Raw genomic sequence first — 20,160 nt, forward strand, 5'->3', positions numbered from 1 at the left:
CCGCGGGCGTCGAGGGGACCGTGGTGGAGTGAGCCGCCGGGCGGCCGCTCAGAGGATCGCGCCGGGGGTGTAGGAGGCCGCCTGCGGGAAGCGGGCGAGCACCTCCTCGACGCGCGCGACGACCGCGCGCGTCTGGGCGACCGCCCCGCCGGTGAACGCGAGCGGCTCGGCGACCGCCTCGCGCAGCGCGTCGAGCGTCATGCCCAGCCGGTCGTCGGCGGCGAGGCGCCCGAGCAGCTCGTTCTCCGCCGTGCCCTGCTCGCGCATCCCGAGCGCGACGCCGACCGCGTGCTCCTTGATCGCCTCGTGCGCCTCCTCGCGGCCGGTGCCCGCCCGGACGGCGGCCATCAGCACCTTCGTGGTGGCGAGGAACGGCAGGTAGCGGTCGAGCTCGCGGGCGATCACCGCGGGGAACGCGCCGAACTCGTCGAGCACGGTGATGAACGTCTCGTAGAGGCCGTCGGTGGCGAAGAACGCGTCGGGCAGCGCGACCCGGCGGACCACGGAGCAGGAGACGTCGCCCTCGTTCCACTGGTCGCCCGCGAGCTCGCTGACCATCGACAGGTGGCCGCGGAGGATCACCGCCAGGCCGTTGACGCGCTCGCACGAGCGCGTGTTCATCTTGTGCGGCATCGCCGACGAGCCGACCTGGCCGGGCTGGAAGCCCTCGGTGACGAGCTCGTTGCCGGCCATCAGCCGGATCGTCGTCGCGAGGTTCGACGGCGCGCTGACGACCTGCACGAGCGCGGAGACGACGTCGAAGTCCAGCGACCGCGGGTACACCTGCCCGACGCTCGTCAGCACGCGCTCGAAGCCGAGGTGCCGCGCGACCCGCTCCTCCAGCTCCGCGAGCCGCCCCTCGTCCCCGTCGAGCAGGTCGAGCATGTCCTGGCTCGTGCCGACCGGTCCCTTCACCCCGCGCAGCGGGTAGCGGGCGATCAGTTCCTCGAGCCGCTCGAGCGCGACGAGCTGCTCGTCGGCGACCGTGGCGAACCGCTTGCCGAGCGTCGTGGCCTGCGCCGGCACGTTGTGGGAGCGGCCCGCCATCACGAGCGTCTCGTACTCGGCGGCGCGCGCGGCGAGCCGCGCGAGCGTCGCGACCACGCGCGTGCGGACGAGCTCCAGCGACGCGCGGATCTGCAGCTGCTCGACGTTCTCGGTCAGGTCGCGCGAGGTCATCCCCTTGTGGATGTGCTCGTGCCCGGCGAGCGCGGAGAACTCCTCGATGCGCGCCTTGACGTCGTGCCGCGTGACCCGCTCGCGCTCGGCGATCGACGGCAGGTCGACCCGGTCGACGACCGCCTCGTAGGCCTCGATCACGCCGTCGGGGACGTCGACGCCGAGGTCCTTCTGCGCCCGCAGGACCGCGATCCACAGCTGCCGCTCGAGCACGATCTTGTGCTCGGGGGACCAGATGCGCGCGAGCTCCGCCGAGGCGTAGCGGTGGGCGAGGACGTTCGGGACGGCGGTCACCGGGCGATTCTCGCGCACCTGCCAGGATCGGGGCATGGCGCTCGACCGCGAACCCGGGCAGGACGGCCCGCCCATCCACGAGCTGCTCGCGCAGCGTTGGAGCCCGCGTGTGTACGACCCGGGGCACGAGCTGACCGACGAGGACCTGCGGACGGTGCTGGAGGCGGCCCGCTGGGCGCCGTCGTTCGGCAACGTGCAGCCGTGGGCGTTCGTCGCGCTGCGCCGGGGGGACGCGCAGCACGCGGCGTTCACGGAGCTCCTGTCGCGCGGCAACGCGTCCTGGGTCCCCCGCGCGAGCGCCGTGGTGGTGACCGCCCATCGCGTGACGGAGGACGACGGCGCGACGGTCGACTACGCCGCGTACGCGGCGCACGACCTCGGCCAGGCGACCGCGCACCTGTCGGTCCAGGCGACGGCGCTCGACCTGCACGTCCACCCCTTCGCGGGGTTCGACCACGCGGGCGCCGCGGCGCTCCTGGAGGTCCCGGCGGCGTGGGAGCTGACCATCGGCGTCGCGATCGGCCGCCTGGCCCCGCCGGAGTCCGTCGAGGCCTCCGACCCCCGCCTCGCCGAGCGCGACCGGCGCCCGCGGGCGCGCAACCCCCTGGCGGAGATCGCCTTCGCCGACCGCTTCGGCACCCCACTCCGCTGAGCCCACGCCGGGAACGCGAGGGTGCGGTCGGGCGCGCCGTGGCGTTCCCGGGCCCGGTCGCGCGCGCTACGCGGCGAGGATCCGCAGCGCGAGGTGCGCCGCGTTCTGCGCGTTGTCGAGCCCGACCGCCGCGACCGGGACGCCCGGCGCCATCTGCACCACGCCCAGCACGGCGTCGAGGCCGCCGGACACCGTCCCCGGAGCGGTCAGCGGCACGCCGATCACCGGCAGGTCGGTGTGCGCGGCGGCGACGCCCGGCAGCCCGGCCGACAGGGCGGCGCCCGCGACGATGACGCGCAGGCCGCGCATCCGGGCGTTGCGGCAGTAGTCGGCGACGGCCTCCGGGCTCTTCAGCACGCGGATCTCGTACCGCACGCCGGCCTCCTCGAGCACGGGGCCGGCCTGCTCCATGACGGGCAGCGCGGCCTTCGTGCCCATGACGATCCCGACGCGCGGCGCCCCGACCTCGAGCTCCTCGAAGGCGACCTCGGGCCGCGTGGTCGGCGTCAGGTCCGCCCCGGGCTGCTCGCTCATGGGTGCGCGCTGCGCTCCACGGCGCGCAGCGCGATGTCGCTGCGCTGCTGCCTGCCGGCGAAGGCGATGTGCTCGGCCGCCGCGTACGCGGCGGAGCGGGCGGCGGCCGCGTCGGGCCCCAGCGCCGTGACGTTCAGGACGCGCCCGCCGGCGGTGACGATCGCGCCGTCCACCGCCCGCGTGCCCGCGTGCGTGATCTCCACGCCGGTCGCGGCCGCGGCGTCGAGTCCGGTGATCGGGTCGCCGGTGCGCGGCGCCTCCGGGTAGCCGGCGCTGGCGAGCACGAGCGTCACCGCCCAGCCGTCGTCCCACTCGAGCGCGATGCCGTCCAGGCCGCCCGGCTCGACGGCGCGCAGGAGATGCTCGAGCAGGTCGGACCGCAGCCGCGGCAGGACCGCCTGCGTCTCCGGGTCGCCGAAGCGCGCGTTGAACTCGATGACCTTCGGGCCCGCGGCGGTGAGCATGAGGCCGGCGTAGAGCACGCCGTGGAACGGGGTGCCGCGCCGCGCGAGCTCGTCGATGACGGGCTGGTGGATCTCGCGCACGATCCGCTGCACCAGCGCGGCGTCGACCCCGGCGACCGGGGAGTAGGAGCCCATGCCGCCGGTGTTCGGGCCCTGGTCCCCGTCGAAGATCCGCTTGTAGTCCTGGGCGGGGGCGAGCGCCACCGCCCGCTCCCCGTCGCAGAGCGCCAGCAGCGACAGCTCCTCCCCGACGAGGAACTCCTCCACGACGACGCGGCCGTCGCCGTAGCGGCGCTCGACGAGGAACGCCTCGAGCGCCTCGCGGGCCGCCGCCTCGTCGGGCGCGATGACGACGCCCTTGCCGGCGGCGAGCCCGTCGAACTTCAGGACCGTCGGGTAGCCGGTGATCGCGGCCAGACCGGCCTCGACGTCGTCCACCGCGGTCCACGAGGCGGTCGGGACGCCCGCCGCCTCCATGACCTCCTTGGCGTACTCCTTGGAGCCCTCCATGCGCGCGGCGGCCGCGATCGGGCCGAACGCCCGGCGGCCGACCGCGGCGAGCGCGTCGACGAGGCCCGCGACGAGCGGGACCTCGGGACCGACCACCACGAGGTCGACGTCGTGCTCCTGCGCGGCGGCCACGAGCCCGTCGGTGTCGGTCACCGCCACGTCGACGAGCGTCGCGTCGGCGGCGATGCCGGGGTTGCCGGGGGCGCAGAGCAGCTGCGGGGACTGCGGGCTGCGGGCGAGCGCGCGCACGATCGCGTGCTCGCGGCCGCCGCTGCCGACGACGAGGACCTTCATGGGCGGTGGGGCTCCTGGGGAGGTCTTAGAGCGACGCGATGAAGTCGTCGATCGGGATGGCGGGCAGCGTCTCGTAGCGGGCGGTGCCGCGCGAGCCGAGCTCGAGGCTGACGCGCGCCATCGTCTGCTCGTCGGGCGCCTCGACGATGTTGATGAAGTCGTAGCGGCCGAGCGTGGACCACTGGGCGGTGACCTTCGCCCCGAGCTGCGCGACCTCGTTGTTGACCTCGCGGATGCGCTGCGGGTTGTTCTTGACCGTCTGCACGCCTTCCGGGGTGAGGGTCGAGAGCATGATGTACGTGGGCATGGGGACCTCCGTGGGTTGGTGCCGCAGGACGACTTCCGGACACCGCGCGTTCTACCCGATCCGCGTGTTCCCGTGTGCGGACACCGTCGCACGGAGCGGCTACCGTCCGTCCACACCGCCCGCCCCGGAGGTCCCATGAACGCCCGTCGTACCGCCGTGTCCGTCCTCGCGCTGTCGCCGCTGCTCGCGGTGCCGGCCGTCGCCCAGACCCCGGCCGCGACCCCGCGGATCCAGACCGACCTGGACTGCTACGCGGACGTCGGCGGCGACGACCGCCGTCCGGTGATCCTGTCGGGCAACCAGTTCCAGCCGAACGCGGACTACCAGATCAACCTCGACGGGCAGCCGCTGCCGGGCGGCACCGGCAGGACCGACGCGCTCGGCGCGATCGGGCCGGGCGAGGTCCGCACGCCGTCGCTGGCGTCGCTCGGGGAGCGCCAGCGGCGCTGGACGCTGCGGGTGGACTCGGGTGCCCAGTCGGCGACGACGAGCTTCTTCACCTCCGACGTGTTCGCGGGCTTCTCGCCCTCCCGCGGGCGGCCGTCGACGCTGAAGGTGCGGTTCACCGCGACCGGCTTCAACCTCGAGCAGCGCGCGAAGGCCCCGTCCGTGTACCTCCACTACGTGCGACCGAACGGGAGGCGCAAGGCGACCGTGCGGCTGGGCACCGCCACGGGCGCGTGCGGCAACCTCGCCCGCACGAAGCTGCGACGGCTGTTCCCGTTCGAGGCCGAGAAGGGCCTGTGGCGGCTGCAGTTCGACACCAGCCCGACCTACCGCAAGGGCACGTCCAAGACGACGTTCACCTACTACACGGTCGGCGTGCGGATCCGGACCGTGACGGGCTGAGCGCGCCGGTCCACCCCGTCCCGCACCGGGCGGCGCGGGACGGGCGGACGGACGGTCAGGCGGTCGCCACGTCGGGCGACGGCGCACCGGCGGTGAGCACGAGCTCCCCGTCGACGGCCTCGACGTGCACGGTGTCGCCCTCGCGGTAGGTGCCCTCCAGGATCGCGATCGCCAGCGGGTCGACGAGCCGCTTCTGGATGACCCGCTTGAGCGGCCGGGCCCCGTAGGTGGGGTCGTGCCCGAGGTCGCCGAGCAGGGTGCGCGCACCGTCGGTGAGCTCGACCTCGACCCCGCGCTCGCGCACGCGGCCGACGAGCCGCTCGACCTGGATGTCGACGATCTCCGACAGCTGCTCGCGGCTGAGCGCGTGGAACTCGACGATGTCGTCGAGGCGGTTGAGGAACTCGGGCCGGAACGTGCGCTCGAGCGCGGCGCGGTACCCGTCCGCACTGCCCGCCCCGACGTTCGAGGTCATGATCAGCACGACGTTCTTGAAGTCGACGGTGCGCCCCTGGCCGTCGGTCAGGCGCCCGTCGTCCATCACCTGCAGCAGCGCGTTGAACACGTCCGGGTGGGCCTTCTCGACCTCGTCGAGCAGCACGACGCCATAGGGCTTGCGGCGCACCGCCTCGGTCAGCTGGCCGCCCTCGTCGTAGCCGACGTAGCCGGGGGGCGCCCCGACGAGCCGGGCGACGGAGTGCTTCTCCATGTACTCGGACATGTCGATGCGGACCATCGCGTCCTGGCTGTCGAACATCTGCTCGGCGAGCGCGCGGGCGAGTTCGGTCTTGCCGACGCCCGTGGGGCCCATGAACAGGAAGGAGCCGATCGGCCGGTCCGGGTCCTGCAGGCCGGCGCGCGAGCGGCGGATCGCGGCGGCGACGGCGGAGACCGCCTCGTCCTGGCCGATGACGCGGCGGTGCAGCCGCGCCTCCATCTGCACGAGCTTCTCGATCTCGCCCTCCATCAGGCGGCTGACCGGGATGCCGGTCCAGCGGCCGACGACCTCGGCGATGTCCTCGGCGTCGACCTCCTTCTTGAAGAAGCGGCTGGCCGGCGCGTCCTCGTCGGCGGCCGCGGCCTCAGCCTCCTCGAGGCGGCGGCGCAGCTCGGGCAGCTCCCCGTGGCGGAGCTTCGCGGCGGTCTCGAGGTCGGCCTCGCGCTCGGCCCGCTCGAGCTCGCGCTCGACCTCGCCGATCCGCTGGATGACCTCGCCGACGCCCTGCGCGGCGTCCTTCTCGCGCTGCCACTCCGCGGTCATCGCGGCGTGCTGCTCCTCGAGGTCGGCGATCTCGCGCTGGAGCGCGTCCAGGCGCGCCTTGGAGGCGTCGTCCTTCTCCTTCTCCAGCGAGGTCTGCTCGATCTGCAGCTGCAGGATGCGGCGGCCGACCTCGTCGATCTCGGTGGGCACGGAGTCCATCTCGATCGCCAGTCGCGACGACGCCTCGTCGATGAGGTCGATCGCCTTGTCGGGGAGGAAGCGGTCGGAGATGTAGCGGTGCGACATCGTCGCGGCGGCGATGAGCGCGGCGTCCTGGATGCGGACGCCGTGGTGCTCCTCGTAGCGCTCCTTGAGGCCGCGGAGGATCGCGATGGCGTCCTCGACGGACGGCTCCCCGACCGTGACGGGCTGGAAGCGCCGCTCGAGCGCCGCGTCCTTCTCGATGTGCTTGCGGTACTCGTCCAGGGTGGTGGCGCCGACGGCGCGCAGCTCGCCGCGGGCGAGCATCGGCTTGAGCAGGTTGGCGGCGTCGACGGCGCCCTCGGCGGCGCCCGCGCCGACGATCGTGTGGAGCTCGTCGAGGAACAGGATGATCTGCCCCTTGGCCTCCTGGACCTCCTTGAGGACGGCCTTCAGGCGGTCCTCGAACTCGCCGCGGTACTTGGCGCCCGCGATCAGCGAGCCGATGTCGAGCGCGACGACGCGGCGGTGGGTCAGGGCGGCGGGCACGTCGTTCTGCACGATCCGCTGGGCGAGGCCCTCGGCGATCGCGGTCTTGCCGACGCCGGGCTCGCCGATCAGCACCGGGTTGTTCTTCGTGCGCCGGGAGAGGACCTGGATGACGCGGCGGATCTCGTCGTCGCGGCCGATCACCGGGTCGAGCTCGCCGCGCTCGGCGCGCGCGGTGAGGTCGATGCCGAAGCGCTCGAGCGCCTGGTAGCGCTCCTCGGGGTTCTGGTCGGTGACCTTGTGCGGGCCGCGGACCTCGCCGATGGCGGGGAGCAGCCGCTCCTTCGTGGCGCCGGCGCCGCGCAGCGCCTCGCCCCCCCCGCGAGCCATGTCCGGAGAGCGAGAGCAGCAGGTGCTCGGTGGAGATGAAGTCGTCGCCGAGCTCGCGCATCTCGTGCTCGGCGGCCCGCACGACCTGCACGAGCTCGGAGGCCGGCCCGGCGACCTCGCCGCCCTCGCCGAGGCGGGGGAGGTCGTCGATCGCCGCATCGGTGGCGGCGCGGATCGCGGTCGTGGCCACGCCGAGCTTCGCGAGGACGGCCGGGACGATGCCGTTCTCCTGGTCGAGGAGGGCGAGCAGGAGGTGCTCGGGCATCGCCTGCGGGTTGCGGCGGCGCTCCGCAAGCGAGACGGCGTCGCGGACGGCTTCCTGGGTGAGCGTGGTGAAGCGATCGGGCTGCATGGGCGGGTCCGTTCAGGAGAGGAGGCACGATCTCAGTCGTACGGACTGAGATTTTTGCACACCACCACCATCGCCGCAAGACCGGTCCACGCTGCCGTGCGTGCCTGCCGTCCGCCCCGCGATCGCGACGCCGGTCGCGCTCCTCGGCCTCCCCGTCGCCGACGCCGCGGGCAACCCGACGCGCGTCGGCACGCCGGGTCCGCACTCGGCTGGGCGGGCCCGGTTTCCAGCCCCCGGCCGGCGGGTACGACCCGGCCCATGTCGCTAGAGCGCGAGATCAACCCCGAGGCCCGCGACGAGTCGAGCCCGCACGACGGCGCGTCGAAGGAGCCCTTGGGCCCCTTCACCCCGGACGACGAGACCCCCGCCGGGGACACGCCCGAGGTGCACGACATGATCAACCCGCACGACCTGCGTCCCGGCACGCCGGCCCGCCGGGCGGCCGAGGAGGCCGTCGGCGAGGACGGGTTCACCAAGGGGAACGTCTGATGCGCCGCGTCATGCTGCTGCGCGAGCCCCTGCGCCGCCGGCCCTACGGCGAGCGCTCGCTCTCGCAGTCCCACGGCGCTCGCCGCTCGCGCGTGGCCGTCGTCGGCCCGCGGTACGCGTCCGCGGTGGCGCGGCGCGGCATGGACCGCCAGCGCTGAGCGCCGCGCGGCCCGCCCCGGGCCGCCGATGTCCTACCCTCTCAGGGCACCGATGCCCGACGACCCAGGCTGTAGCGCCCCGCGCCCCCTTCCCGTGAGCAGACAGGGGGGCGCGCGGTGATCGAACTGCTCCTCATCCTGATCTCGTTGGGGCTCGTCTTCGCGTGCGGCCTGTTCGTCGCCTCGGAGTTCTCGCTCGTCACCGTCGACCGTCCCACGGTCGAGCGCCGTGCCGAGGAGGGTGACGCGGCCGCCGACGGCGTCCTCGACGCGCTGCGGTCGCTCTCGACGCAGCTGTCCGCCGCCCAGGTCGGCATCACCCTGACGAACCTGCTGATCGGCTTCCTCGCGGAGCCCGCGATCGCCGACCTCGTCCACGGGCCGCTCGAGGACGTCGGCGTCACCGGCGACGCGGCGGACGCCACGAGCCTCGTCATCGCGCTCGTGCTCGCGACCGGCGTGACGATGGTGTTCGGCGAGCTCGTACCGAAGAACCTCGCGATCGCCCGGCCGCTGGAGACCGCGCGCGCGGTCCAGCGGTTCCAGCGCACCTTCACGGTCGTAGCCGGGCCGGTCATCCGGCTGTGCAACGACAACGCCAACCGGCTGCTGCACCGCCTCGGCGTCGAGCCGCAGGAGGAGCTCGCGTCCGCGCGCAGCCCCGAGGAGCTCGCGTCGCTGGCCCGCCGGTCCGCCGAGCAGGGCACGCTCGGGGACGCGACGGCCGAGCTGCTGACGCGCTCGATCGCGTTCGGCGAGCACCGCGCGATCGACGTCATGACCCCGCGCGTGAAGGTCCACGTGATCGGCGCCGACAGCCCGGCGATCGAGGTCTTCCGGCTCGCGCGCGCGACCGGTCGGTCGCGCTTCCCCGTGGTCGAGGGCGACCGCGGCGACGTCTGCGGGATCGTCCACGTCAAGCACGTCATGGCCGTGCCGCACGAGGACCGCGAGGACGTCACGGTCCGCTCGATCATGGTCGACCCGGTGCTCGTCCCCTCGACGATCGAGCTCGACCCGCTGCTGACGCTGCTGCGCGAGGGCGGCCTGCAGCTCGCGGTCGTCGTCGACGAGTGGGGCAACGTCGACGGCATCGTGACGCTCGAGGACCTGATCGAGGAGATCGTCGGCGACGTGCGCGACGAGCACGACGGCCGCGAGGAGACGGTCCGCCATCACCCGGCCGGCGGCTGGACGATCTCCGCGCTGCTGCGCGAGGACGAGGTCCAGGAGGAGATCGGCATCGCGATCCCCGACGACCCCGAGGTCGAGACGGTCGGCGGCCTGATCGCCCTGCACCTCGGACGGATGCCGCAGGTCGGCGACGCGATCGAGCTCGAGGGCTCCGACGCCGACGGCACCCCGCAGCAGGTGACGCTCACGGTCCTCGCGATGGACGGTCTGCGGATCGACCGCGTCCGCCTGCAGGCCGAGCCGGCGGTCGCCGCGGACGACGACGCCGAGCCCGCGGAGGGGGAGCGATGAGCCCGCTCGCCGCGCTCGGCGTCTCCCTCCTGCTGCTGGCCGCCAACGCGTTCTTCGTCGGCGCCGAGTTCGCGATCATCAGCGCCCGCCGCACCTCGATCGAGCCGCGTGCCGAGGAGGGCTCGCGCGCGGCCCGGATCACGCTCGGCGCGATGGAGAACGTGTCGATGATGCTCGCCGCCGCGCAGCTCGGCATCACGATCTGCTCGCTGGGCCTCGGCTTCGTCGCCAAGCCCGCGATCAGCTACGCGCTCGAGGCGCCGTTCGGCGACCTCGGCATCCCCGACTCCGCCGCGTACGCGCTGTCGTTCGCGATCGCGCTGACGCTCGTCAGCTACCTGCACGTCGTGCTCGGCGAGATGGTCCCGAAGAACCTCGCGCTCGCCACCCCCGACCGCGCCGCGCTCGCGCTCGGCCCGCCGCTCGTGCTCGTCGTGCGCGCGCTGAAGCCCGCGATCTTCGCCATGAACTGGACGGCGAACGCGATCCTGCGGGCGTTCGGCGTCGAGCCGAAGGACGAGGTGACGAGCGCGTTCACGCGCGACGAGGTCGCCGGCCTCGTCGAGGAGTCGCGCAAGGAGGGCCTGCTCGACGCGGACGAGACGCGGCTGCTGACCGGGGCGCTGACGTTCGAGGAGCGACGCGCGCGCTCGGTCCTGATCCCGCTCGATGCGCTGGAGACCGTGCCGCCCGACGTGACGCCCGCCGAGCTCGAGCAGGCCGCGACCCGCTCGGGGTACTCGCGGCTGCTCGTCGCCGGGCCGGACGGCACGCTCACCGGCTACCTGCACGTCAAGGACGTCCTGGAGTTCGAGGACCGCCACCGCCACCGGCCGATCGCGCCGTCGTGGATCCGGTCGATGCCGACCGTCCGGGCGGACGACCGCCTGCGCGAGACGCTCGAGTCGATGCGCCGGGGCACCGCGCACCTCGCGCGCGTCGTCGACGCCGACGGCACCGTGCTCGGCGTCGCCGCCCTCGAGGACGCGCTGGAGGAGCTCGTCGGGGAGATCCGCGACGAGGCGGGCGCCGCCGCCTGAGGCCGTAGCCCGCCGCGCGGATCGCGGACGGACCGGATCGCCCGCGTCAGCCGCGGTCGATGCGGATCCGGGTCGTGCGCGGCGCGACGTCCTTCGCGCGCACGACGTCGGTGCCCGGCTGCTCGTAGCGGACGATGTCCGCACGGACCTGCTCGCGGACGGCCTCGAGGCGCTCGATCTCCTTCGTGAGCGTCTCGGCGCGCGCCTCGAGCTCGTCGACCTTGCGGCGGGCCTGCTCGAGCTGCGTCTGCTTGCGCTCGAGCGTGTCCTCGAGCTCCATGACCTTCTCGACCCCGGCCAGGTTGAGACCGAACTCGGTCGTCATGTGCTGGATCTTGCGGAGCCGCTCGACGTCGGCGTGCGAGTACAGCCGGGTGCCCTTCGGCGAGCGCTGCGGCTCGATCAGACCGCGCGCCTCGTACATGCGCAGCGTCTGCGGGTGCATCTCGGCGAGCTCCGCGGCGACCGAGATCATGAAGACGCCGCGGTCCTCCGCGACGGTGACGCGGACCGAGCTGCGACTGACGGTGCGGCGGCGGTCGTCGTCGGTCATCAGGTCGTCGCCTCGAACAGCTGGGCTCGCGGGTCACCGGTGAGCACGGCCTGCAGTCTCTCGACCGCCTCGGACTGCTCCTTGCTGAGCTCGGTCGGCACGTCGATGACGAACCGGTAGTGGATGTCGCCCCGCGTGCCGGTGGCGCCGAGCTTCGGCGGCCCCGCGCCGCGGAGCCGCTGGACCGTGCCGTGCTTCGTGCCGGCCGGGACGCGCAGGGTCTTGCGGCCGTCGAGCGTCGGCACCTCGACCTCCGCGCCGCGCATCGCCTCCGGGATCGACAGCGGCACCTCGACCTCGAGGTTGTCGCCCTTGCGCCGGAAGATCGGGGACGGGTCCACGCGCGTGAGGACGTACAGGTCACCGGGCGGTCCGCCGTGGCGGCCGGGCTCGCCCTTGCCCGCCAGCCGGACCTTCGAGCCGTCCTGGACGCCGGCCGGGATGTTGACCCGGTACTTCTTCACCGTCCGGGTCGCGCCGCTGCCCCCGCACGTCGGGCACGGGTGCTCGACGATCGTGCCGGTGCCCTCACAGCGCCGGCACGGCTGGGAGATCGAGAACAGGCCCTGGCCCTGCGCCTCGATCCCGCGACCCGAGCAGCGCGGGCAGATTGTCGGCGACGTGCCGGGCTTGGCGCCCGCTCCGCGGCAGGTCCCGCAGGTCTGCGAGGTCGGCACCTGCAGCGGGACCTGCGCCCCGTCGATCGCCTGCTGGAAGCTGATCGAGACGCTCGCCTCGAGATCGCCGCCGCGCTCGGGGCGCGGCCCGGTCGGTCCGCGACGCGTCCCGGCCCCGCCCCCGGCGGGGCCGGTCCCGCCGCCGAAGATGTTGCTGAAGATGTCCGAGAACGAGCCGGCGTCGAAGCCACCGCCCCCGCCCGCCGTGCCGCCGCCGAAGCCTCCGGCCCCGCCGCCGAACAGGCCGCCGCGGTCGTACTGCTTGCGCTTCTCCGGGTCGCCGAGGACGTCGTATGCCGCCTGGACCTCCTTGAACTTCGCCTCCGCGGCGGTGTCCCCCGGGTTGCGGTCCGGGTGGTACTGGCGCACGAGCTTGCGGTGCGCCTTCTTGATCTCCTCCGCGGAGGCCTTCTTGTCGACGCCGAGCGTCTTGTAGAGATCGGGACGGGCCATGTGGTGCTCCTGCGCTACTGCGCGACGACGACCTTCGCGGCCCGCAGGACGTCGTCCCCGAGCAGGTAGCCGGCGGAGTAGACCTCGGTGATCGTGCCGCTCGCGACGCCCTCCGCGGGCATCTGCGCGATGGCCTCGTGGCGGTGCGGGTCGAACGCGGCGCCCTTGGGGGCGTCCTGGACGATGCCGACGCGGCCGAGCGCGGCGATCAGCTCCTGCTGGACCAGGCGGATCCCGCTGGTGAGCTGGTGCTCGTCGCCCTCCTGCGCCTCGGCGGCGGCGAGCGCCCGCTCGAGGTTGTCGAGCGCCGGGAGCAGCTCCTTCGCGAGCTTGGCGACGCCGCGACCGTGCGCGACCTCGACGTCGCGCCGCGCGCGCTTGCGCACGTTGTCGGTCTCGGCGACCGCGCGCAGGTACTGGTCCTTGTAGTCGGGCTCGGGCGCGGCCTCCGGCGCGGCGGCCTCGGCCTCCGCCGCGACCGGCTCGCCGGGCGCGGCGGAGTCGACGGCCGGCTCGGGCTGGGGCGCCGAGCCGGTGCCGGGCACGTCGGCGGTCGCCGCGGGCTGCGCGGCGCCGTCCGGCGCGGGCCCGGCCCCCGACGCCTTGGGCGTCGGGGTGTCCGGCGTGGTGGGCTCCTCGGGAGCGGTCATCGGGGACTACCGCCCCTCGTCCACGACCTCGGCGTCGACGACGTCCTCGACGTCGTCGGCCGGGGCGTCGGCCGACGCCCCGTTGGCGCCCTCGGCCGCCGCGGCCGCCTGCTGCTGCTGGGCCTTCTCGTACAGGGCCTCGGAGACCTTGTGGAACGCGGCCTGCAGCGCCTCGGCCTTCGCCGTGATCGCGGCGGCGTCGGAGCCGTCGAGCGCCTCGCGGACGTCCTTGATGGCCGCCTCGATCTCCGTCTTGGACGCCTCGTCGACCTGGTCGCCGAGGTCCTTGAGCTGGCGCTCCGCCTGGTAGGCGGCGTTCTCGGCGCCGTTGCGCGCCTCGGCCAGCTCGCGGGCCTGCTTGTCGGCCTCGGCGTTGGACTCGGCGTCGGACACCATGCGCTTGATCTCGTCGTCGGACAGGCCGCCGCCCGCCTTGATCTCGATCTTCTGCTCCTTGCCGGTGCCGAGGTCCTTCGCGGACACCGACAGGATGCCGTTGGCGTCGATGTCGAAGCCGACCTCGATCTGCGGCACGCCGCGCGGCGCCGGCGGGATGCCGGTCAGCTGGAACTTGCCGAGCGACTTGTTGTAGGTCGCCATCTCGCGCTCGCCCTGCAGGACGTGGATCTCCACCGACGGCTGGTTGTCCTCGGCCGTGGAGAAGACCTCCGACTTGCGGGTCGGGATCGTCGTGTTGCGCTCGATGAGCTTCGTCATGACGCCGCCCTTGGTCTCGATGCCGAGCGTCAGCGGCGTGACGTCGAGCAGCAGGACGTCCTTGACGTCGCCGGAGAGGACGCCGGCCTGGATGGCGGCGCCGACGGCCACGACCTCGTCCGGGTTGACGCCGCGGTGCGGCTCCTTGCCGGTGAGCTCCTTGACCTTCTCCTGCACGCTGGGCATGCGGGTCATGCCGCCGACGAGGACGACGTGGTCGATCGACGCGGCGCCCTTGTCCTTGGCGTCGTCCAGCGCCTGCCGGACCGGGGCGACCACGCGGTCGAGCAGGTCGGCGGTCAGCTCGTTGAACTTCGCGCGGGTGATGCGCACGTCGAGGTGCTTCGGGCCGGTCGCGTCCGCGGTGATGAACGGCAGGTTGATCTGCGACTCCTGCGCGGAGCTCAGCTCGATCTTCGCCTTCTCGGCGGCCTCGTACAGGCGCTGGAGCGCCATCGGGTCGGCCTTCAGGTCGATGCCCTGGTCCTTCTTGAACTCGCCGGCGAGCCAGTCGACGATCGCCTTGTCCCAGTTGTCACCGCCGAGGTGGTTGTCGCCCGCGGTCGACTTGACCTCGAAGACGCCGTCGCCGATCTCCAGCACCGACACGTCGAACGTGCCGCCGCCGAGGTCGAAGACGAGGATCGTCTGGTCGTCCTCCTTGTCGAGGCCGTAGGCGAGCGACGCGGCGGTCGGCTCGTTGATGATGCGCTTCACGTCGAGGCCCGCGATCTTGCCGGCGTCCTTCGTCGCCTGACGCTGGTCGTCGTTGAAGTACGCGGGGACGGTGATGACCGCGGAGTCGACGGTCTCCCCCAGGTACGCCTCGGCGTCCGCCTTGAGCTTGGCGAGCGTCATCGCGGAGATCTCCGGCGGCGAGTACTGCTTGCCGTCGGCCTCGATCCGCGCGTCACCACCGGTGCCGGAGACGACCTTGTACGGGACGATCGACTCCTCCTCCTTGACCTCGGCCTCCTTGCGGCCCATGAAGCGCTTGACGGAGAAGATCGTGTTCGTCGGGTTCGTGACCGCCTGGCGCTTGGCGACCGTGCCGACCAGCCGCTCGCCGCCCTGGGTGAACGCGACGACGGACGGGGTGGTGCGCCCGCCCTCGGAGTTCTCGATGACGGTGGGCTCGCCGCCCTCGAGGACGGCCATGCACGAGTTCGTCGTGCCGAGGTCGATGCCGATGGTCTTGCCCATGTTCAGGCTCCTTCAGTGACGTGAGGGGGGCTGCGGCTCCTCGCCGCTGCAAATCTAAGTGCGAGTATGGCAGATATTGCGCGCGGGCTCGCGTCAGTCCGTGGTGAGGCGCCCGATCCATGTTCCACCGGGCGCCCCGTCCCGCCCTTCAGGCGCGTAGACGAGGTCCAGCGCACCCTCCCGCGCCACCCCGGACCAGGGCGAGACGCCCGTCCGGGTCGTCACCACCGGAGGCGCGACGATCCGGGCCGGCACCGTGAAGGTGACGCCGTCCGGCTCGCTGCGGCGGACGACCAGCCGGCCCGTCCCGTCCTCCCACGCCACCCACACACGTCCGCCGGCGGGCTCGGGCAGCACGCGCACGCCGATCGGTGCCTCACCGTCGACGGTCGCCACCACCGTGGCCTGCGGCGCACCCGCCCGCCAGACCCGCACTTCGTGCCGCGTCGGCGGGACGGACCGCCGGTAGCCGAGGAGCACCCCGCCGCCGGACCGCGCCACGAGCGAGAGCCGCCGTAGCCCGGCGGCGTCGTCGTACCCCAGCGCGTAGCCGTCGGCGCCACCGGGCGGGACGATCGCGGGGCCCACCGGGGTACCCGTGGCCGCATCCACACGGTGCGCGACGAGCGACGGGGACGGACAGTCCCAGCGTCCGCCGATCGTCCACGCCTCGGCGCCCGCGTCGATCGCGACCGCGACGCTGGATGCGTAGCAGTCGCTGCCGCCCTCCGGGTCCACCCGCTCCCCCGGGTCCGTCCGTCCGACACCTCGGGCGAGGTGCGCGGCGCCACCCCGCGGAAGCACCGTCAGCGGCGTGCCGTCGCGTGTGAACACGGTCGACGGGGTCTCCCCGCCCGACAGGCTGTCGGTCGTCACGATCTCCGGTGGCGCCCACGGAGCCCCAGGGGTGCCCGCCCGGCTCAACGCGGTGCCCGCGTCGAACCCGGGAATGCGATCCGGCACGTCGACGGTCGCCCACGTCGCGACCGGCGTGCCGTCGGGGGCGACCGCGAGCGACGGCTCCGCCTCCGCGCCCGCGACCGGCTCGAGCGGGCCTGCGGTGCCGGCCGCCGCGTCGAGACGCTGCGCCACGATCTCGCCCGGCCCCCCGCCCGGCTTCTGCATCCACGCGGCGACGAGCCCGCCCCCCGCCATCGCGACGACGCTCGCGGCACCGCGGCGGTCCGCACCACCCGGCACCGCCGCGAACCTCACCGGCGCCGCGGCGGCGCTCGACTCGGCCGCGGACTCCGCCGCGGCCGCATCGGCCGCCCATCCAGGATCGTTCGTCCGCGCGACGTCGGCGGCGCACGTCGCCCTGGCGAAGACCGAGTCGACTCCGCGCCGCGCGCACACCGACGCGGCGTCCCGCACCTCCTCCGGCGACGGCCTCCTCGTCGGTCGGCGGGGCACGGTGCGGTCGACGAACGACGCCGGGGACTCGCCAGGCTCGTAGCGGAGGATCGACGTCGCGGACGTGACACGCCACGAGGGCCCGAGCACGTCGTAGAGCGCGTCGTCGAAGGCGGGCCCCGCGCCGTCCATCAGCGACGTCCCACCCCGTCGCGCCTTCTGGCGCAGCGCTTCGGGCAGGGTGCCCCTCGAGGTGCGCAGGTCGTCGTCAGGACGTCCGTCGGCGTCCCCGAGCAGACCGGCGAGCTTCCCTGCGCGCCCGGGGCCGGGAGTGAAGCCGATCCCCAGCCGTCCCGGCCGGGCGCTCGTCACGAGCAGCCGGGTGCCGTCCGGCAGCCGCACGGTGACCCCGAGCTCGTCCGGGGTGAGCGACAGGTCGCCGACCGTCGTCGGGGCCCGCAGCACCGTGCCGTCGCGCCGGACACGGAGCGCCTCGCCCGGTGCGTCGAAGACGACCGTGGCGGAGCCGGAGCGCACCGCGACCATCGACATCAACGACGCGTCGCGACCGACACGGGCGAAGCGGGCCTGGACCTCGAGGCCGCCCGCGCCCCGGGCCAGGACGAACTCCCCCACCGCCTGGAAGCTGTAGAGCAGTCCGTCGAAGGTGATCAGGTGCGGGTCACCGAGGACCACCGCGGTCCCGGGCTGGCCCGCCGGCGACGGGCCGCCTGGCCGCGTCGCGGGGTCGCAGAACTGCTCGAGCGTCAGGCGCGACACGCGGACGGTCGCCCCGGTCCGCGCGCCGCCGACCGCGAGCCGCAGGTCACCCGGGGTCTTCGCCGACGACGGCGGGGTCCCGCTGGTCCCTGCCGGGCAGGCGCAGTCGCCGTCCTGGCAGAAGTAGGCCGGCTGGTCGCGGAGCGTCAGGTCGACCGGCGGGTTGGTGACCTGCCCCTTCCCCTGGAGCACGCGAACCTCGGTGAGCGGGACACGCGGGTCCCGCGGGACCAGCGCCAGACGGTTCCCGAGCGGCTTGGCGGTGACGACCCCGGTCGCCGCAAGGACCTGCTCGGGCGTGCGGACCTGCGTGTCGGCGACGACGTACGGCCGGCGCTGGAACCACAGCGGGGTGAGGACGCCGCTGCGCGCGAGCCCCGGCGCCCAGGCGTCCTCGAACGCGGGATCGGTCCCGCCGGCCGCCTCGTAGGCGCGGGCGTCACCGCCGGTCCCCCACGCGCGGATCGCCCCGTCGATGACGCGGAAGAAGGAGTCGGGAGCGATCTCGTCGAGCCGACCCCAGAAGCCCTCCGCCGTGTAGGTCCGCTCGAACAGTCCGTAGTCCGGACGGCGCAGGTAGTTCAGGTACGAGCTCGGGGTCCCGCCTGAGCCGAGCCCGGTCACCCGGTCGGCCGCGTAGTTGGCGCTGCCCTCGATCAGCCAGTCGGAGTAGCCCATGAGCCGCCCATCGAGCTCGAACTGCATGCAGTGGAAGGCCTCGTGCGCCAGCGAGTAGGTGCGGTATGCCGCGGACTTCGTGGCGAGCCAGCTCTCGAACGTGCGGATGCGGCAGGTGGTCGGCGAGAGCGACGGCTTGCCGACGTCGTCGATCGCCAGCGTCACCGCGGCGGCTTTGCCGCCGGGTGGGCCGGGCTCGGACTCGACGAGGAGACGCAACCGCGGCGGCCGGCCCAGCAGCGCGGCGTACCGCGCGCGGAAGCCCTCGATCGCCGCGACGTCGGAGCTGGACCCCGGCGCCCGGAACGCGGTTCGGCGGGCGGCGGGGGACGCGCTGGTACCGGTGAGCAGGTCGATCCCGAGCGCGCGGCCGGCAGCGGCCCGCTGCGCGGGCGTGAAGGCCCGAGCGTGGTGCAGCGCGTGCCGCAGCGCGGCGGTCGCCGAGGCCGGCGCGTCCACGAGGCCGCCCGGCGCCGGGACGCCGGGGATGCGGGCGCCGGTCGTCGCCGCGACGAGCCGCAGCGCCCCCGCCGGCGTGAGTGCGCCGTCCGCGCGACGGCCCGCGGTGAGATAGCCGTCGAGCGTCGGTGTCAGGCGCTCGTCGAGCCGCGCCTCGAGCGCGCGGAGGACGCGGACGCTCGCGCTCCGCCGCGCCGCCGTCGTCGACGCGGACGGGACCCAGCGGAGGACCGCGATGCCTCGGCCGCGCAGGACGAGCCCCACGTGGATGGCGCGCGAGCCGCCACGGCCCTCGCGGAGCGCGGCGAACACGCCCGTACCGGGGATACGCTGCGCGCCGCGCGCCCAGCGCCGGACCAGCGTGCGGGCGCGTGCCGCCGACGACAGCACGACGGTCCCCGTCCGGACGACGCGCCCGCCGGCGAGCCGGGTCCCGCTCGCCCGTGCCGTGCCGCGCGCCGCCCGCAGCGCCCGCCGGTCCGCCGCATCCACACGGCGAGCCAGGACGTCGATCGCGAACGCGCGCGGCACCGGGACCGCCCGGCCGCCCAGGTCCGCGGCGCCGAGGGCCGGCACCTGCGCCGTGGCCGCTCCCGGGAGGGCCACGGGGACGAGGAGCAGGGCGAGGACCACCACGCGGAAGCTGGGCATGCCGCAAACCTACGACGCCCGGGCTGCGCAGCGGCCATCCCAAGGGCGTCACCCACGCAGCCCGCATCCCGCCAGACTGTGCGTGTGCCGGATCAGGACGCCGCCCAGCCGTTCGAGGACTTCGACGCCGCCTGCGCGGCGGTCCTCGACTACCTCCGCGACCGCTTCGGCCTCGGCCTGTGGATGGTCACGCGCACGCTCGGCGAGGACTGGATCGTGCTGCGGACGACCACCGGCGAGGACCCGCTGGTGACCGCCGGCTCGGTGCACGCCTGGGACGACTCCCTTTGCTCGCGGATGATGGCCGGGGAGGGGCCACCCGCCGCGCCCGACGTCCGCGCGATCCCCGCGTACGCGACCGCTCCGATCACCGCGCAGCTGGGCATCGGCTCCTACCTCGGAGTCCCGATCGAGCTGCCCGACGGCGAGCTGTTCGGCACGCTCTGCGCGATCGACCCCGACCCCGCCGAGCAGGACCTCGCGCACGAGCTGCCCGCCGTGCGCATGTACGCACGGCTGCTCTCGACGATCCTCGCCCGCGAGCTGGAGGCCCAGCGCGAGGCGCGCCGCGCCCAGGTCGCCGAGGACGAGGCGACCCACGACGCGCTCACCGGCCTACTCAACCGCCGCGGCTGGGACATCGCGCTCCGCGAGGAGGAGGCGCGCTGCGTCCGCTACGGGCACCCCGCTGCCGTGCTCTCGGTCGACGTCGACGGCCTCAAGGAGATCAACGACGCCGAGGGCCACGCCGCGGGCGACGACCTGCTGCGGCGCGCCGCCACCGCCATGCGCACCGCGGTCCGCGCGCACGACGTCGTCGCGCGGCTCGGCGGCGACGAGTTCGGCGTCCTGCTGCCGGAGTGCCCCGGCGGCGAGGCATCGCGGCTGGCGACCCGCATGCGCGACCGGCTCGCGATCGCCGGCGTCACCGCGTCGATCGGCTGCGCCACCCGCCCCACCGGTGACGGCGGGCTCGTCGCCGCGCTCGCCCGTGCCGACGAGCGCATGTACCGCGCCAAGCGCGGCCGGGGCTGAGGCGCGGGACGGCCCCGCCCCCAGCCCCGGCGCTCGCCGCCGGGGCGTGGGGGAACGCTCCCG

General features: G+C 74.2%; 16 protein-coding genes and 1 pseudogene. 7 read left to right on the plus strand and 10 right to left on the minus strand.

Annotation, left to right across the window (positions count from 1 at the left end):
- Positions 1–48: 48 nt before the first annotated feature.
- Positions 49–1,509 (minus strand): adenylosuccinate lyase, encoded by a 1,461-nt coding sequence (gene purB / locus GKE82_RS13325; RefSeq protein ID WP_154733632.1) that lies wholly within the window; start codon positions 1,507–1,509, stop codon positions 49–51.
- Here purB and GKE82_RS13330 point away from each other — a divergent pair.
- Positions 1,508–2,125 carry a nitroreductase family protein gene (locus GKE82_RS13330; protein WP_154733633.1) on the plus strand — a complete coding sequence of 206 codons (618 nt, stop codon included), beginning with the start codon at positions 1,508–1,510 and terminating at the stop codon, positions 2,123–2,125. The genes purB and GKE82_RS13330 overlap by 2 nt on opposite strands.
- A 66-nt stretch (positions 2,126–2,191) precedes the next feature.
- Here the strand turns inward: GKE82_RS13330 and GKE82_RS13335 are convergent, their stop codons facing one another.
- From GKE82_RS13335 to GKE82_RS13345, 3 genes are read right to left on the minus strand one after another with little or no spacing between them, the layout of a single operon-like run.
- On the minus strand, positions 2,192–2,659 hold the full coding sequence (locus GKE82_RS13335) for an AIR carboxylase family protein (RefSeq protein WP_107567379.1): 468 nt from the start codon (positions 2,657–2,659) through the stop codon (positions 2,192–2,194).
- Entirely contained in the window at positions 2,656–3,927 is a 1,272-nt protein-coding gene (purD, locus tag GKE82_RS13340; protein ID WP_154733634.1) for a phosphoribosylamine--glycine ligase, read from the minus strand. The genes GKE82_RS13335 and purD overlap by 4 nt, the downstream gene beginning before the upstream one ends.
- Positions 3,928–3,952: 25 nt before the next feature.
- The gene (locus tag GKE82_RS13345) at positions 3,953–4,234 is read right to left on the minus strand and encodes a GYD domain-containing protein (RefSeq protein ID WP_107567381.1); all 282 of its coding nucleotides are present in this window, start codon (positions 4,232–4,234) and stop codon (positions 3,953–3,955) included.
- Positions 4,235–4,369: 135 nt separating this feature from the next.
- Here GKE82_RS13345 and GKE82_RS13350 point away from each other — a divergent pair, with 135 nt between their 5' ends.
- Complete coding sequence (locus GKE82_RS13350; RefSeq protein ID WP_107567382.1) at positions 4,370–5,083, plus strand: hypothetical protein; 714 nt, start codon at positions 4,370–4,372, stop codon at positions 5,081–5,083.
- A 55-nt stretch (positions 5,084–5,138) separates the two neighbouring features.
- Here the strand turns inward: GKE82_RS13350 and clpB are convergent.
- Positions 5,139–7,716, minus strand: a pseudogene (gene clpB / locus GKE82_RS13355) (ATP-dependent chaperone ClpB).
- 258 nt (positions 7,717–7,974) lie between these two features.
- Between clpB and GKE82_RS13360 the strand changes: the two are divergent.
- From GKE82_RS13360 to GKE82_RS13375, 4 genes are all read left to right on the plus strand, one after another.
- The gene (locus tag GKE82_RS13360; protein WP_154733635.1) at positions 7,975–8,205 is read left to right on the plus strand and encodes a hypothetical protein; all 231 of its coding nucleotides are present in this window, start codon (positions 7,975–7,977) and stop codon (positions 8,203–8,205) included.
- The gene (locus GKE82_RS13365) at positions 8,205–8,363 is read left to right on the plus strand and encodes a hypothetical protein (RefSeq protein WP_154733636.1); all 159 of its coding nucleotides are present in this window, start codon (positions 8,205–8,207) and stop codon (positions 8,361–8,363) included. Before GKE82_RS13360 ends, GKE82_RS13365 begins: the two co-directional genes overlap by 1 nt.
- 117 nt (positions 8,364–8,480) lie before the next feature.
- Positions 8,481–9,848 carry a hemolysin family protein gene (locus GKE82_RS13370; protein ID WP_309233588.1) on the plus strand — a complete coding sequence of 456 codons (1,368 nt, stop codon included), beginning with the start codon at positions 8,481–8,483 and terminating at the stop codon, positions 9,846–9,848.
- Positions 9,845–10,888, plus strand: a complete 1,044-nt coding sequence (locus GKE82_RS13375) for a hemolysin family protein (RefSeq protein WP_154733637.1) — start codon at positions 9,845–9,847, stop codon at positions 10,886–10,888. The genes GKE82_RS13370 and GKE82_RS13375 overlap by 4 nt, the downstream gene beginning before the upstream one ends.
- 46 nt (positions 10,889–10,934) lie before the next feature.
- Here the strand turns inward: GKE82_RS13375 and GKE82_RS13380 are convergent, their stop codons facing one another.
- From GKE82_RS13380 to GKE82_RS13400, 5 genes are all read right to left on the minus strand, one after another.
- Positions 10,935–11,441, minus strand: coding sequence for a heat shock protein transcriptional repressor HspR (locus GKE82_RS13380; RefSeq protein ID WP_107567387.1), 507 nt, complete (start codon positions 11,439–11,441; stop codon positions 10,935–10,937).
- Complete coding sequence (dnaJ, locus tag GKE82_RS13385; RefSeq protein WP_154733638.1) at positions 11,441–12,571, minus strand: molecular chaperone DnaJ; 1,131 nt, start codon at positions 12,569–12,571, stop codon at positions 11,441–11,443. Before dnaJ ends, GKE82_RS13380 begins: the two co-directional genes overlap by 1 nt.
- Before the next feature lie 14 nt (positions 12,572–12,585).
- The gene (locus tag GKE82_RS13390; RefSeq protein WP_154733639.1) at positions 12,586–13,221 is read right to left on the minus strand and encodes a nucleotide exchange factor GrpE; all 636 of its coding nucleotides are present in this window, start codon (positions 13,219–13,221) and stop codon (positions 12,586–12,588) included.
- Positions 13,222–13,227: 6 nt separating this feature from the next.
- Entirely contained in the window at positions 13,228–15,141 is a 1,914-nt protein-coding gene (gene dnaK, locus GKE82_RS13395) for a molecular chaperone DnaK (protein ID WP_154733640.1), read from the minus strand.
- A 93-nt stretch (positions 15,142–15,234) separates the two neighbouring features.
- Positions 15,235–19,062 carry a VWD domain-containing protein gene (locus GKE82_RS13400; RefSeq protein ID WP_154733641.1) on the minus strand — a complete coding sequence of 1,276 codons (3,828 nt, stop codon included), beginning with the start codon at positions 19,060–19,062 and terminating at the stop codon, positions 15,235–15,237.
- 84 nt (positions 19,063–19,146) lie between these two features.
- Between GKE82_RS13400 and GKE82_RS13405 the strand changes: the two genes are divergently transcribed.
- Entirely contained in the window at positions 19,147–20,097 is a 951-nt protein-coding gene (locus GKE82_RS13405) for a sensor domain-containing diguanylate cyclase (protein ID WP_309233589.1), read from the plus strand.
- The last annotated feature ends 63 nt before the right edge of the window (positions 20,098–20,160 follow it).

This window comes from Conexibacter sp. W3-3-2 (assembly GCF_009707605.1).
Classification (GTDB): Bacteria; Actinomycetota; Thermoleophilia; order Solirubrobacterales; family Solirubrobacteraceae; genus Paraconexibacter; species Paraconexibacter algicola.